Origin of the sequence: Duganella aquatilis (assembly GCF_009674565.1) — a bacterium.
Taxonomy (GTDB): domain Bacteria; phylum Pseudomonadota; class Gammaproteobacteria; order Burkholderiales; family Burkholderiaceae_D; genus Rugamonas; species Rugamonas aquatilis.
The window spans coordinates 138340-151168 of record NZ_WKJL01000001.1; the positions used below are offsets into that span (position 1 = coordinate 138340).

General features: G+C 65.4%; 14 protein-coding genes. 4 read left to right on the top strand and 10 right to left on the bottom strand.

Annotated features, from left to right (window positions below; translation table 11 throughout):
- Nucleotides 1–67: 67 nt before the first annotated feature.
- The 5 genes from GJ698_RS00635 to GJ698_RS00655 all read right to left on the bottom strand — a co-directional run bounded on the left by GJ698_RS00635 (nt 68) and on the right by GJ698_RS00655 (nt 4496).
- The gene (locus tag GJ698_RS00635; protein ID WP_154355663.1) at nt 68–1144 is read right to left on the bottom strand and encodes a TIGR03118 family protein; all 1077 of its coding nucleotides are present in this window, start codon (nt 1142–1144) and stop codon (nt 68–70) included.
- Between the two features lie 70 nt (nt 1145–1214).
- Nucleotides 1215–1919, bottom strand: a complete 705-nt coding sequence (locus GJ698_RS00640) for a TorF family putative porin (protein ID WP_371865085.1) — start codon at nt 1917–1919, stop codon at nt 1215–1217.
- A complete protein-coding gene (locus GJ698_RS00645; protein WP_371865086.1) occupies nt 1916–3187 on the bottom strand; it encodes a S8 family peptidase in 1272 nt (423 codons plus the stop codon). Before GJ698_RS00645 ends, GJ698_RS00640 begins: the two co-directional genes overlap by 4 nt.
- Nucleotides 3184–3933, bottom strand: a complete 750-nt coding sequence (locus GJ698_RS00650) for a zf-HC2 domain-containing protein (protein WP_371865087.1) — start codon at nt 3931–3933, stop codon at nt 3184–3186. Before GJ698_RS00650 ends, GJ698_RS00645 begins: the two co-directional genes overlap by 4 nt.
- An 8-nt stretch (nt 3934–3941) precedes the next feature.
- On the bottom strand, nt 3942–4496 hold the full coding sequence (locus tag GJ698_RS00655; RefSeq protein ID WP_154355666.1) for an RNA polymerase sigma factor: 555 nt from the start codon (nt 4494–4496) through the stop codon (nt 3942–3944).
- 88 nt (nt 4497–4584) lie between these two features.
- On the opposite strand from GJ698_RS00655, the gene GJ698_RS00660 reads away from it, so the two are divergent.
- Complete coding sequence (locus GJ698_RS00660) at nt 4585–5421, top strand: NAD-dependent protein deacetylase (protein WP_154355667.1); 837 nt, start codon at nt 4585–4587, stop codon at nt 5419–5421.
- On the opposite strand, the gene GJ698_RS00665 is transcribed toward GJ698_RS00660, so the two are convergent.
- From GJ698_RS00665 to smpB, 3 genes are all read right to left on the bottom strand, one after another.
- Nucleotides 5418–5972, bottom strand: coding sequence for a FlgO family outer membrane protein (locus GJ698_RS00665; protein WP_154355668.1), 555 nt, complete (start codon nt 5970–5972; stop codon nt 5418–5420). The two genes, GJ698_RS00660 and GJ698_RS00665, sit on opposite strands and share 4 nt — an antisense overlap.
- Nucleotides 5972–6667 (bottom strand): hypothetical protein, encoded by a 696-nt coding sequence (locus GJ698_RS00670; RefSeq protein WP_154355669.1) that lies wholly within the window; start codon nt 6665–6667, stop codon nt 5972–5974. Before GJ698_RS00670 ends, GJ698_RS00665 begins: the two co-directional genes overlap by 1 nt.
- A gap of 162 nt (nt 6668–6829) precedes the next feature.
- On the bottom strand, nt 6830–7279 hold the full coding sequence (gene smpB / locus GJ698_RS00675; RefSeq protein ID WP_154355670.1) for an SsrA-binding protein SmpB: 450 nt from the start codon (nt 7277–7279) through the stop codon (nt 6830–6832).
- A 75-nt stretch (nt 7280–7354) separates the two neighbouring features.
- Between smpB and GJ698_RS00680 the strand changes: the two genes are divergently transcribed.
- Entirely contained in the window at nt 7355–7789 is a 435-nt protein-coding gene (locus GJ698_RS00680; protein ID WP_154355671.1) for a type II toxin-antitoxin system RatA family toxin, read from the top strand.
- Complete coding sequence (locus tag GJ698_RS00685) at nt 7779–8069, top strand: RnfH family protein (RefSeq protein WP_154355672.1); 291 nt, start codon at nt 7779–7781, stop codon at nt 8067–8069. Before GJ698_RS00680 ends, GJ698_RS00685 begins: the two co-directional genes overlap by 11 nt.
- Before the next feature lie 341 nt (nt 8070–8410).
- On the opposite strand, the gene GJ698_RS00690 is transcribed toward GJ698_RS00685, so the two are convergent.
- A complete protein-coding gene (locus GJ698_RS00690) occupies nt 8411–9607 on the bottom strand; it encodes an esterase/lipase family protein (protein WP_154355673.1) in 1197 nt (398 codons plus the stop codon).
- A gap of 130 nt (nt 9608–9737) precedes the next feature.
- Between GJ698_RS00690 and GJ698_RS00695 the strand changes: the two genes are divergently transcribed.
- Entirely contained in the window at nt 9738–10577 is an 840-nt protein-coding gene (locus tag GJ698_RS00695; RefSeq protein WP_154355674.1) for a substrate-binding periplasmic protein, read from the top strand.
- A 5-nt stretch (nt 10578–10582) separates the two neighbouring features.
- Here GJ698_RS00695 and GJ698_RS00700 read toward each other — a convergent pair whose 3' ends face one another.
- Nucleotides 10583–12826 carry a beta-glucosidase family protein gene (locus GJ698_RS00700; RefSeq protein ID WP_154355675.1) on the bottom strand — a complete coding sequence of 748 codons (2244 nt, stop codon included), beginning with the start codon at nt 12824–12826 and terminating at the stop codon, nt 10583–10585.
- Between the last annotated feature and the right edge of the window lie 3 nt (nt 12827–12829).

The window sequence follows — 12829 nt, forward strand, 5'->3', positions numbered from 1 at the left end:
AAAGGCATGAGAATAATAATCTGCCATCGCTCGGCCACCTAGAGACATTTGTCACTTTTATAGCTGCTCACATCATATCGATCCGTCCGTACTGGCCGTGTGCTTCGTCGCCCGGCCCGGCGGTGAAGAACAGGGTGTTGGTGGGCTGGCTGTTCACGCCGGGACCGAAGGCGATGCCCCACAGGCCATCGATCGTCACCGCGCTGCCGTCGGCCTTGCTGACGGTGCCGCTCATGGCGCCGCTGGCCGCGTCATAGGCATTGATCTTGCCATCGCCGAAATTCGCCACCAGCAGCTTGCCGCTGTAGGTGCCGAAGTTGGCCGGCGCCACCGCCATGCCCCACGGCGCATTCAACGCGCCGCCTTTCACCAGCTGCTTGACCAGGTTGCCGGCCGTGTCGAAGACATCGATCGCGCCCAGGCCGGCGCCCTTGACGTCATCGTCGCCGGTGGTGGCGCGCTGCGCGTAGCTGACGTAGATGCGGTCGCCGACCGCCTGGATGCCGAACGGCGCGTAACCGGCCGGCAGCGTGGCGTCCTGGAAGGCCCCCGGCAGCGTGGCCTTGTTGAACGCGGCGTCGTAGACGTCGATGCGGCCATGATGGAAGTCGGTCGCATACAGGTAATTGGCGCCGTTGTAGGCGGCGATCGCCAGTCCTTTGTACACGACCTGCGTGCCGGCGCCATCGACCGCCGTTACCGTATTGTTGCGGTTGACCGTCGGCGACCAGGCCGAGATGCTGCCGTTCTCGCCGGCGAAGATGAACGGGCTGGCCGCCGTCACGCCGTTTTGCGTGATCTTGAAGTCGCTGCTGCCGTTGTAGACGATGCCGGTCGGCGCGTCCGGCGTGGCCACCACCAGCGACTGCGGCACGCCGTTGCCGTCATACAGGGTCGAGCTGTTGCTGCCGTTGTTGGCCACCCAGACAAAGCCGGTGGGATTGAAGGCGATGCCCCAGGGGTTGATCAGTTTGGCGTCGGTGTGGGCGGCGGCGGTGCCGCTGTCGGTCACCAGGCTGGTGACGGTGAACATGGTGTTGCTGACCACCGGCGGCGGTGCGACCGGCATGTCGCCGCCGCCGTAGCCGCTGCCGCCGCAAGCGACCAGGGTGGCTGCCATGGATAAGGAGAGAGCAGTGCGCATGGCGTTTCCTTTCGTTTGGACTGGTTGATGCGCTGTTAATGCCAGTCCGCGCCCGCAAGGTTCTTCTTTGTCAGAACGCGTAGGTCGCGCTCATGCTCCAGCTTTTGGATGGGTGGACAGGGTAGCTGTTGTAGCGGATGCCGTCGTCCTGGCCTTGTTCGCGCGCCAGTTGCAGGGTCCAGTCGCCGAGCGGCACGCTGACGCCCAGCCGCGCGTCGTAGCGGGAGGCGGCGGGAATGCCGGGCCAGATGCCCTTGCTCAGGTTGTGCAGCAGGCCGGCGTGCGCGATCAGGTTGACGCTCGGGTGCAGCGGATAGAACAGATTCACTTCCCCGTACAGCGTATGCGCATCGTAGCCGAGATAGCGCGGCGCATAGTACAGCCGTCCGCTGACGCGTTCGCCGGACAGGCCGCCGTAGCATTCCTGGAAATCGTTCATGTGCAGCTGCGTGTAGCTGGTGTGGCTGCAACCGAGTTCCCAGCTCCAGCCGGAAGGCAGCCGCTGTGCGAAGCCGGCGTAGCTTTGCAGCTTGTAGCCCTTGCGCTCGCCGATGGTCAGGCCGCTGGCGAAGCCGCCCAGATACCAGCCGCCCGCGGTGTCGAGATTGAGCGTCAGCTGCGGCGCCGGGCCGCTGTCGCCCGGCGACTGGCCGCGATAACGGTACGCCGATTGCAGCGCCACGCTGCCGCTGACATCGACTTGCGCCATCGCGCCATGCAGCGGCAGCTGCCCGAGCAGCCCCAGCAGGACGAATGCGCGCAACGATGGTGTCACGGAGCGGCGCCGCTTTGCGACAGTGCGCGGGCGCAGTTGGATTGGCGGAGCAGGCGGGAAATGGTGGCGCATGCGTCGATGTTACCAGCGTTGAGCGCCGCCGCCGGTTGCAGCAGGGTGCGCAATTGTGCGGGGGAGGCGTCCGGCTGCAATTCGTCGAGCAGCGCCAGCATGCCGGAAACGTGCGCCGCCGCATACGAGCTGCCGTTGACGAAGGCCCAGCGCCCGCCCGGCGCGGTGGTGGGGATGTCGTTGCCCGGCGCCAGCAGCAGCGGCTCGCCCAACACTGTTTTTCCGCCCTGGCCTTGCGACCCTACCGCCAGCACGCCGCGGTGGCTGGCGGGGAAGGCCGGGCCGCTGTTCTGCGCATCGACCGCGCCGACCACGCCGATGCCGCGCTCCAGCGCCACGTCCAGCAGACGGTCCAACAGCCTGTCGGGCGGGCCGGACAGGCTGAGGTTGATGACCCTGGCGCCGTTCAGGATGGCGTAGTTGATGGCCTTGGCCAGCGTGAAGCTGTTACATCGGGTGGCCTGGTCGGGCAGCTGCCAGCAGGCCCGCAAGCCCATCAGCCGCGCTTGCGGCGCCACGCCGATGATGCCGCCGTTGCCGGCGCGGGCGGCGATGATGCCGGCCACCGCCGTGCCGTGGTTCTCCGGCGGCGTGGGGCCGGCATCGACGAAGTTGCTGTTGACGGCCAACTGGCCTTGCAGGTCGGGATGGCCGGCGTCGATGCCGCTGTCGACCACGGCGACCTTGACGTTGCGGCCGGTGGTGTAGCGGTGCAGTTCGGCCACGTGCCAGTAGCGCGCGGCCGGCTGTACCGGATAGAGCGGATCGGCGCTTGCCGCCTCCTGTCCCATGCCGCTGAAGCGCGCCACCGGCTGCGCCCATTCCACCTGCGGATCGTGCGTCAGCAGGGCGATGATGTGGTCGGCGGTTTCGTTGTCGGGGTAGCGCATCACATAGCAGTCGATGCCCAGCACCGGCATCGGCCAGTCGTCCAGCAGCGCCAGGCCGTGCTGCTGCGCCAGCGCCTCGGCACGGCGGCGGCGCGCGCTACGGCCGCTGTCGTCCAGGTAGCGGCCGCCGTAGCTGGCGTCCGGGCGGTAGTGGGCGGCGGGCAGGCGCAGCATCACCAGCACCTGATGTTCGCCGGATTCGTAGGCGGCGCTGACGATGGGCGCATCCTGCGCGCGTGCCGGCAGGCCAGCCAGCGCGGTCAGACAGGCCAGCAGCAGCGCCACGCGCTTGCAGAAGGCGTTCACGGTGCGCTGCCGCCGTCCAGCGGCTCCACCAGTTTGACGGCGGACTCGGCCCGCAACGCCTGCAAGGCCTGGGCGCGGCTGGCGGCGGGCACGTTGAGCAGGTAAGCGTCGGTCACGGTCGGGCCGTCCACCACGCGGGCGTTTTGCGCTTGCAGGATACGCCGCAGCTCGTGCTCGCTGGTGCTGGGCTGGAACACCACGACCAGGTTGCCCATGGCCGCCGCGCCGGCGCCCAGCGTGCGGTAGGCGGCAGGCTCGGCGTCGGGACGCAGCAACAGCGCGCCGAGGCCGACGATCGCCACCCACTGCGCCGCAACCGCCCAGCGCAGCCAGGACGGCTGGTTGGCGGCGGCCGCGCGCCACCACGACACGCGCTGCGGGTGCGGCACGGCGGTGGCCGGCCCACTGGCCGCTGCGGCATCGGTCGCCGCCGCGCTTGTCGCAACAGCGGGCGCGAAGCCGTTGCCGGCCATTGTTGCGGCGGTGCGCTCCTGCGGCCCCAGCGCCGGCAGCAGCCGCGCCAATGCGCCTTCCATGTCGACGCCGTCCGGCAGGCTGTCCGCCGACGCCGACGCCGCCGCCTCGGCACGCATGCCGTGTTCCCACTCCAGCGCATGGCGGCATTGGGCGCAGCTTTGCAGGTGATCGTGCACGCGCCGCGTCTCGTCCGCCGACAGTTGTGCCGACGCGTACCACGGCAGCAATTCCTGCACCGCCTGGTGCACCGGGATATCCAGTCTGAACACGCGCCCGTTCATTGGCTGCTCTCTCTTTCGTTCCACAACAAATCCTTCAATCTGTGCCGCGCATGAAACATGCGGGTCTTGACCGTGTTCAGCGGGCACTCGACAATCTCGGCGATATCGGCATACGCCATCTCGTGATAATAAGTCAGCACCATCACCGCCCGCTGCGCCGCCGGCAGCGCATCGAGCGCGTCGGCCACGGTCTGCTGCAATTGCTGGCGGCCGAGCACTTGTTCCGGCCGGCTGTCGCCCTCATCTTCGTACAGCGACGCGTCCGATTCGACCGGTTCGTCGGTCAGTTTCAAGCCTTTCAGGGTCTTGCGGTAAGCGATCGCGAAAATCCAGGTGGAAGGCTTGCAACTGCCGTCATAGCTGGCCGCCTTTTGCCAGACGACCAACATGGTGTCATTGACCACTTCTTCGATCAGCGCCGGATTGCGCGCCATGCGCCCGGCAAAACGCGACAGGCGTGGGAAATACGACCGGTATAGCGTCTCGAAGGCGTGCCTGTCCCCGGCAGCGATCCTGCCCAGCAGTTGTGCATCTTCTGAATCCGGGGTCATCCAACTTCCTCCATTTTTCCCGTTAATACCTTGCCGAACGCAAACGGTTCTACAAATCGGGAAATAATTTTTAGGCTACCATGCGCATATGAACCTGAACCAGCAAATTGACCAATTGAGCACCTTTCTGCAGCGCCACGAGCGCGTGCTGGTGCTGACCGGCGCCGGCCTGAGCACGGCGTCCGGCATTCCCGACTACCGCGACAAGGACGGCGTGCGGCGCGGCCGCAACCCGATCCAGGGGCCGGATTTCCGCAAATCCGAGGCCGTGCGCCGCCGCTACTGGGCGCGCAGCATGGCCGGCTATCCGACCCTGGCCGGCGCCGCGCCGAATGCCGGCCACCGCGCGCTGGCCGAGCTGGAAGCGGCCGGCCGCATCCACGCCATCATCACGCAAAACGTCGATGGCCTGCACACCGCTGCCGGCAGCCGCAGGCTGATCGAGCTGCATGGCAATATCCACGGCGTGCTGTGCCTGGACTGCCGCGCCGTCCATCCGCGCAGCGCGATCCAGGACTGGCTGGCGCAGGCCAACCCGTCGCTGGTGCCGACCGGGCCGGCGGGCGAGGTGGTGCCCGAGGCGCGGCCGGACGGCGACGCCGAGGTCGAACTGGACGAATTCCAGGATTTCCAGCTGCCGGTGTGCGCGGCTTGCGGCGGCGTGTTGCAGCCCGACGTGATCTTCTTCGGCGATAACATCCCGCCGCAGCGCACCGCCGACGCCTTGCAATGGGCCGACGAGGCGGACGCGGTGCTGGTGGTCGGGTCGTCGCTGATGGTGTTTTCGGGCTTCCGCTTCGCCAAGCTGGCTGCGCAAGCAAACAAGCCGATCGCGGCCATCAACCTGGGCAAAACCCGGGCGGACGACCTGATCGGCCTGAAGGTGGAGGCGTCGGCGGTGGAAGTGCTGCCGTTGCTGCTTTAACGCTGCAGCATCGAGCGGACGATGGCTTCCTTGGCCAGCACGTAGTCATGGCCGGCCAGCACGAAGTTGGTGTTTGGCTGGATTACCTTGATGTTGATGAACACCATGTCGCTGGTCTCGGCATAGGAGCCGACCACGATCGCCTGCGCGTTGTGGCTGGTGGCGACTTCGCCGATCTCGCGGGTCAGCATCAGCTCGCCCTGGTTGCGCTTCAGGTAGACGCTGTTGCGCAGCTTCATTTCCAGCATGCTCAGGCCGCCTTGCGCCATGCGCGTTGACACCTGTTCCGAGACCAGCCGGCCCAGGGTGGTGGTCTGGTCCAGCGCGTCGATGTTGACCACGGTGGCGACGATCAGCGGCTTGTCGGCCACCAGCTTGCCGCTCAGCTGCTGCAGCAGCGCGTCGGCCGCCTTGTAGTTGGCGTTGATGAACTGGTTGGGCGTAATGGTGGCGTAGTTGCCTTCTTCGTTCTTCGGCGACGAGGAGCAGGCCGCCAGCATCAGCAGTGGCGCGGCCAGCACGGCGGCGCGCGTCAGGGATTTAATCAGCATTACATGTCTCCGCGCACCTGGAAGGTACGGGTCAGTTTAGGTTCTTCGGGCTTGGGATCGACGATGCCGTACAGGATGCGGTCGCTGTCGGCCACGTAATAGGCGGAGGTGCTGCGCGCCACATAGCGGTACTGGTCGGACACCGAGACGGTGACGATGATTTCGGTCTTCGGCGTGTCGCCCGGCGCGAACTGGGCGTTGAACCAGTCGTAGGCATCCCAGGCGCCGGCGCCGACCGCCACGTTGAGCAGCGCCGGGGCTTCGATCTCGCTCAGCAGCCAGACGCCGCTGCCGAGGATGGCGCGCTCGCCGTGGTAGCGGTATTGCGGACGGTTGGCGCTGAAGGTCACGGCCTGCACGTCCATCTCGACCTTCAGCGAGCCGGCCGGGGTGCGCGACACCACGTGGCCGTCGTTCACCAGCGAGGTGGTCAGCTGGGTCGCCAGCGCGTGCTGGAACGGCGTCGCGTCTTTTGGTTCATTGATGTACACCGGGCGCGGCGGGCTTTTCTTCAGCTCGGCCACCACGTGTTTCTCGATATTGTCGGAAATCACGCCCCAGTGATAGGCCGCTTGCAGCTTGGCCTGCTTGGTGGTGGGGAAGTTGGCTGCCAGCGGCGTCGGCGTGTAGCGCGATGCGCATCCTGCCAGCAGCATCATCCCGGCCGCCAGTGCCATTGCAGTTTTCAGCGCCATGATAGCCTCGTCGTCAAGTATTCTGTCCGGTCGCGGCCAAGCGCTGGCCGCGAATGTAAAATCATCTTCGTCCAGTTTAGCATGGATGTTTCTAATTAGAAATTCTCCCGGCGATAAAAAACCCGGTACGGGACCGGGTTGTGTACGGGGCGCGCAACAGTTTTAACGGCGATGGACTTTCATCGCGGCCGCGACTTCGCGCTTGCCGTCGCGATCTTTCTCGGTGGCACGTTTGTCGTGCATTTTCTTTCCCTTGGCCAGGCCGATTTCACATTTGATGCGGCCGCCCTTGTAGTGCAGGTTGAGCGGCACCAGGGTATAGCCGGCGCGCACCACCTTGCCGATCAGTTTGTCGATTTCCTGGCGGTGCAGCAGCAGCTTGCGGGTGCGCACCGCTTCCGGGCTGATGTGGGTGGAGGCGGTCGGCAGGGCGCTGATGTGGGCGCCGAACAGGTACAGCTCGTCGCCCTTGATGGTGACGTAGGCTTCCTTGATCTGCACGCGGGCGTCGCGGATGGCCTTGACTTCCCAGCCTTCGAGCACGATGCCGGCTTCGAAGCGGTCTTCGATGAAGTAGTCAAAAAAGGCTTTTTTGTTATCAGCTATGGTCATGTGTGGGTATCGGTTAAACTACTGCTGCGCGCCGTCGGACGCGAATAATTCAACATCATAGCAAATGGTTAGACAATGGCAGTAGTACACAAATCAGTTTTCCTGGGTTACAGCGCGCAGCAAATGTTCGATCTGGTGGCTGGCATCGAGGACTATCCCAAATTCTTGCCGTGGTGCGGTGGGGTCGAGATCCGTGAGCGGAATGGCAATACCGTGGTGGCCAGTGTCGGCATCAACTACCACGGCGTCAAGCAGAGTTTTACCACGTCCAATGAAAACACGGCGCCGACCTCCATCAAGATGCAGCTGGTGGACGGTCCTTTCAAGTGCCTGGATGGCGTCTGGTCGTTCAAGCCGTTGCGCGACGACGCCTGCAAGATCGAGCTGGACCTGCATTACGAGTTTTCCAGCGGCTTGCTGGACAAGCTGGTGGGGCCGGTGTTCGGCATGATCGCCAACAGCATGGTCGATTCCTTCTGCAAGCGGGCGGAAACGGTGTATGGCGGCTGAGACCTTCTCCATCCAGGTGTGCTACGCCAGCGACGCGGTGCAGTTCCTGCGCGAGCTGCAGGTGCCGGCCGGCACGACGCTGGAGCAGGCGGTCGCCCTGAGCGGCGTGCTGCAGGAAGTGCCCGGCCTGGAGCTGAGCCAGCTGCAAACCGGCATCTACGCCAAGAAGAAGCCGCTGGACACCCTGCTGCGCGCCCACGACCGCATCGAACTCTACCGTCCCCTGATCGCCGACCCCAAGAACGCCCGCCGCCGCCGCAAAACTCCCGCCCCCGGTTGATGTAGATCATACGAGCCGATCCAGGCAAGCCCACCATGAGACCTCCAGCGTCTCAGTGGTGAGCGTTATGACATCCGAACCTGATTCCTCAATACAGTTTGCTTACGGCGCAGCTTTTCACGGAATCTTTACGCCTGCGTTAGCTCCGTGGAGTTCCGCACGCTAAAGCTGCTTCTGGAAGCCGAGCCAGAAATAGGCGCCAAGTTGCGAGGTTCGCGCAATTCGCGAGGATTGGATTATTGCGGTTGCATGGTCTATTACTCATACGAACCGATTTTTGAAGCTGAGCTGGAAGCGCATTATCAGGAGGTGTTGCGTGCGCGTCGGGCGCGATTGCGTGGTTAACGGAGGTTGGCTAGCACGAAATCCCGCGTTGCTTGCTGGCGGAAGAATTCGGTGTGCCAGACCTGGTTTTGTTTCTGTTCGGCGCTGCCGAAGCTGAGGATCTGGTCCGCGTCCGGCGTGCCTTGGGGCAGTAGAACGCCGGCGTAGGGGACCACCATGTCGTTGGCGTCCGTCATCAGTGCGCGGCTCAGCAGGGAGCCGGTTTGCTCCAGCACCGAGTCGCCGAAGTCGAAATTGGCGCGCGCATAGTAGCTGTTGGCGCTGCTCAGCAGCGAGCCGCTGCCGTCCAGCAGCTGGATCAGCGTGGAGCCGCTCGCCAGCGCCTGCACGCTCGGCCGGCCGAAGCCCAGCGACACCACCATCCGCGCCAGCCCGATCACCACATCCAGCGCCATGCCGCCACTGAGCGACGCCAGCAGCGCCGCCACGTTCAGAAAGTGCTGGATCTCGTCCGGCGCCGCCAGCGGCGACCCCTGGTTGGCCGCCGCCACGAAGATCACCTTGCCCAGCTTGCCGATGCGCCCGGCCCGCGCCCGCGCGATATCGGCCAGGCCCTCGCTCAACATCGAGCGTACCACCAGTCCGCCACGGCTGTGGCACAGGATGTCCACCTCCCAGTCCGCGTTGAACGGCAAGCGCTGCAACAGGTGCAGTGCGTTTTGCTGCGGCGTCCTGGCGATGGTCCAGTGGTCGTAGCCGAACACCCGGCCTTCGTAACGCTCCAGCAGCGGCTGCAAATCGAGTTCGCCAAACGCGCCGGCCGTCGAACTGAAGACGCCGTGCACCAGCAGCAGCACCTTGCGCCCGCGCGTCGCCGCCAGTTCCTGCGGCGTGGCCGGCTGCCCATGGCCATGCCGCAGGGCCAGCAGGCGCTCCGGCTTGCTGTGCGCTTCGATCTTGTCGATCATCGCCTGCGTCATGCGCTCCCTGGCGTTCAAGGTGGCCTGCACGATCCAGTCCCAGCCGGCCTGCGGCGCCAGTGAGGGACTGGCGGACGGAAACACAAACTGCACGCAGCCGCTGTCCTTGTGGCGCACGATGTGCAGTTCGGTGTCGGCGATCAGCGTGGCCGGCAACGGCGGCGTGCCGGCCATTGGCTGCAAGTCCGGCATCGCCGCCAGCAAGGCGCGATCGTCCAGCGCGTCCTGCAGGGCGCGCTGCAATTCGGCTTGCTTGTTGGGAGTGAGCGGCATGCCGCCAAGTGTACCGCTGTCCGTGGCACGCGCTTTGCACTGTTGCAAAGAGGCTTTGCGTGGATAGGCCTTCCTGGCACCCTGCGGCCCAACCTAAGATACACTGATCGTTACTAGCGGAAAAGAGTCCATGATGAGACGCAACCGGATGTACCTGATCGCCACATTGTGGTGCAGCTTGCCCGCCGCGCATGCGGCTGCGGCCTGCCCGCCAGTCACGCGCGTCGGTCTCAGCGACCTGGGCTATACCTCCTACCGCGATCAGGGGCGCATCGCCGGCATCGCCGTCGACGTCGCCAACGAGATGGGCCGCCGCACCGGCTGCAAGTTCGAGTTCCACTGGTATCCGCGTCAGCGCCTGTTCGTGGAGTTGGCGGCGGGCCGCATCGACATGACCATGGGCGCGCTGCGCACACCCGAGCGCGACGCCTACGCGCGCTACCTGCCTTACGCCTGGCTGCAATACGACCTGGTGCTGGCGCAATCAGGCGGCCGGCAATACGCCAGCCTGAGCGACTTTGTCGCGCACGGCAGCGGACGGCTCAACGTCACGCGCGGCGCGGCGTATGACACCGCCATCGAAACCCAGCTGGCGCTGCTGGCCTCCGCTGGCCGGCTGGAAGTGGTGAATGATTTTGAAACCGTGTTCGGCAAGCTGGAAATGGGCCGCGCCGACGGCACGCTGGCGACGCCGCCCATCTACGGCAAATACCTGAAGCACAGCCGGCTGAAAGCGCGCACGGTGATCGTGCCGCTGCCGGAGGCGACGCCGCAGTTCACCGGCATCTACCTGTCGAAGCAAACCATTTCGCCGGCGGTGCGCCAGCGCTATGCGGCGGCCTTGAAAGCCATGACGGAAGAGCAGAAGGTGCGCGCCATTTACACCCATTATTTTGACGAAGCCACCGTCAAGCGCACCTTCCGCCTCGGACCGGCGCCGCTGCTGGGCGCCTTGTCCGCCGAGGACTGACGGCCTTAGCGGCCGTTGACGTCCACGCTGGCCGCATCCAGCTTGACCTTGACGCTGGCCGCCGGCTTGGCGCCGGCCGATTCGGCCAGCGTCACCAGGTATTCGCCGGCGGCGATCTTCCAGGTCTTGCTGGCGCTGTCGTAGACGCCGACCAGGCGCGGATCGATCTTCACCGTGGCCTTGCCGCTGGCGCCGGCCTTCAGCGCCAGCTTGTTCCAGCCGCCCAGGCGCTTCGGCGCTTCCCAGCCGCCGGCCACTGGTGATACATAAACCTGGCCCACCGCCTTGCCGTCACGCGCGCCGGTGTTCTTGATGCTGAAGCTGACGTCGATGCCTTTGCCCGCAGGCTGGGCGCTCAGGTCGGCATAAGCAAAGCTGGTGTACGACAGGCCGTAACCGAACGGGAACAGCGGCTTGTGGCCCTTCAGGTCGAACCACTTGTAGCCGACCGCCGCGCCTTCGATGTTGTAGTCGGTGACGAAATTCTCGATGACGTTTTCGTCCTTGGCATTGGCGTCGCCATCCAGCTTCGGACGCGGCAGCTGCGCCAGCGAGGCAGGGAAGGTGGCCGGCAGGTGGCCGGACGGATTCACTTCGCCGCTCAGCACGCGCGCGATGGCCGCGCCGCCGTTGGAGCCGGAATACCAGGCTTCCACCACCGCGCCGACCTGCTCCAGCCACGGCATGACCACCGGTCCTCCGGTCTGCAGCACCACCACGGTTTTCGGATTGGCCTTGGCCACGGCGGCGATCAGCGCGTTCTGCTGGCCCGGCAGATTCAGGTCGTCGGCGTCGAAGCTCTCGGCCATCCACTGGTTGCCGAAGACGATCACCACGTCGCTGCTGGCCGCCAGCTTGGCGGCGGCGGCGGCGTCCTTGCCGTCGTTATAGGTCAGCTTGGCCTTGGTCAGCCTGGCCAGTTCGCCCATCGGCGACGAGCGGTGATAGACGATCGGGCCGGGGAAATGCGTCGGGCCTTCGTTCGGCACCGCCGAACCGCCTTTCGGATACACCTGCGCCGAACCGCCGCCCGACAGCACGCCGACGTCCGCATGGCCGCCGATGATGGCGATGCTGCGCACATTGGCCGCCAGCGGCAGCAGGTTGTGCTGGTTCTTCAGCAGCACGATGGCTTCTTCGGCGTCGGCCTGCGACACCTTGCCGTGCGCGGCGAAGTCGATGCCGGCGTCGGCCGACGTTGGCGTCGCCACCGGATGTTCGACCACGCCGTTGGCAAACATGGTGCGCGTGATGCGCTTGACCATGTCGTCCAGGCGCGCTACCGGCACGTGGCGGTTGACCACCGCTTCCTTCAGCGCTTCGTTGAAATAGCCGGATTTATCGAAGGGGAAGCCGGACTGCTGGTCCAGGCCGCGGTTGGCCGCCGGGATGGTCGAGTGGGTCGCGCCCCAGTCGGACATCACATAGCCCGGATACTTCCAGTCGTGCTTGAGCACTTCGTTGAGCAGGTAGTCGTTCTCGCAGGCGTAGTCGCCGTTGATGCGGTTGTAGGAGCACATCACCGAGCCGGGCTGGCCGGCCTCGATGGCGAATTGCAACGCCAGCAGGTCCGACATGCGGCCGGCCTGGTCGTCGATCTTGACGTTGATGTGATTGCGGTTGGTTTCCTGGTCGTTGAAGGCGTAGTGCTTGACCGTCGAAATGATGTGGTTCGACTGGATGCCCTTGATCTGCGCGCCGACCATGTGACCGGCCAGCAGCGGATCTTCGCCGCCGTATTCGAAGTTGCGGCCATTGCGCGGTTCGCGCATCAGGTTGACGCCGCCGGCCAGCAGCACATTGAAGCCGGTGCTGCGCGCTTCGCTGCCGATCATGGCGCCGCCGGCAAAGGCCAGCTCGGGATTCCAGGTGGCGGTGGTGGCCAGGCCGGAAGGCAGGGAAGTGCGCTCGTACGGCTTCTTGGACACGGCCTGCGTGGCGACGCCGACGCCGGCGTCCGATTGCCATTGCGGCGGCAGGCCAAGGCGGGCGATGCCCGGCACCCAGCCGGCCGAGTCCGCACGGCCTTCTTTCGGCTGCTCGTATTTTTTCGGCGAGAACTCGGTCGAGAAGTAGGCGAACACGGTCTGGATTTTTTCATCCAGCGTCATCGCTTTGACCAGCTGCTCGGCGCGCGCGTCCGGCGACTGCCTGGCGTCGAGCCAGGGTTTGTCTGCGTCTGCGGCGTGGGCGCCGGTCAACATGAGGGGATAAGCCAGTGCCAGAGACAGCCAGAGACGCTTCTTCATACG

Coding starts and splice junctions, on each gene's coding strand:
- GJ698_RS00635 (WP_154355663.1), bottom strand. CDS start 1,144: ATGCGCACTGCTCTCTCCTTATCCATGGCAGCCACCCTGGTCGCTTGC.
- GJ698_RS00655 (WP_154355666.1), bottom strand. CDS start 4,496: ATGACCCCGGATTCAGAAGATGCACAACTGCTGGGCAGGATCGCTGCC.
- GJ698_RS00660 (WP_154355667.1), top strand. CDS start 4,585: ATGAACCTGAACCAGCAAATTGACCAATTGAGCACCTTTCTGCAGCGC.
- GJ698_RS00665 (WP_154355668.1), bottom strand. CDS start 5,972: ATGCTGATTAAATCCCTGACGCGCGCCGCCGTGCTGGCCGCGCCACTG.
- GJ698_RS00670 (WP_154355669.1), bottom strand. CDS start 6,667: ATGGCGCTGAAAACTGCAATGGCACTGGCGGCCGGGATGATGCTGCTG.
- smpB (WP_154355670.1), bottom strand. CDS start 7,279: ATGACCATAGCTGATAACAAAAAAGCCTTTTTTGACTACTTCATCGAA.
- GJ698_RS00680 (WP_154355671.1), top strand. CDS start 7,355: ATGGCAGTAGTACACAAATCAGTTTTCCTGGGTTACAGCGCGCAGCAA.
- GJ698_RS00685 (WP_154355672.1), top strand. CDS start 7,779: ATGGCGGCTGAGACCTTCTCCATCCAGGTGTGCTACGCCAGCGACGCG.
- GJ698_RS00690 (WP_154355673.1), bottom strand. CDS start 9,607: ATGCCGCTCACTCCCAACAAGCAAGCCGAATTGCAGCGCGCCCTGCAG.
- GJ698_RS00695 (WP_154355674.1), top strand. CDS start 9,738: ATGATGAGACGCAACCGGATGTACCTGATCGCCACATTGTGGTGCAGC.
- GJ698_RS00700 (WP_154355675.1), bottom strand. CDS start 12,826: ATGAAGAAGCGTCTCTGGCTGTCTCTGGCACTGGCTTATCCCCTCATG.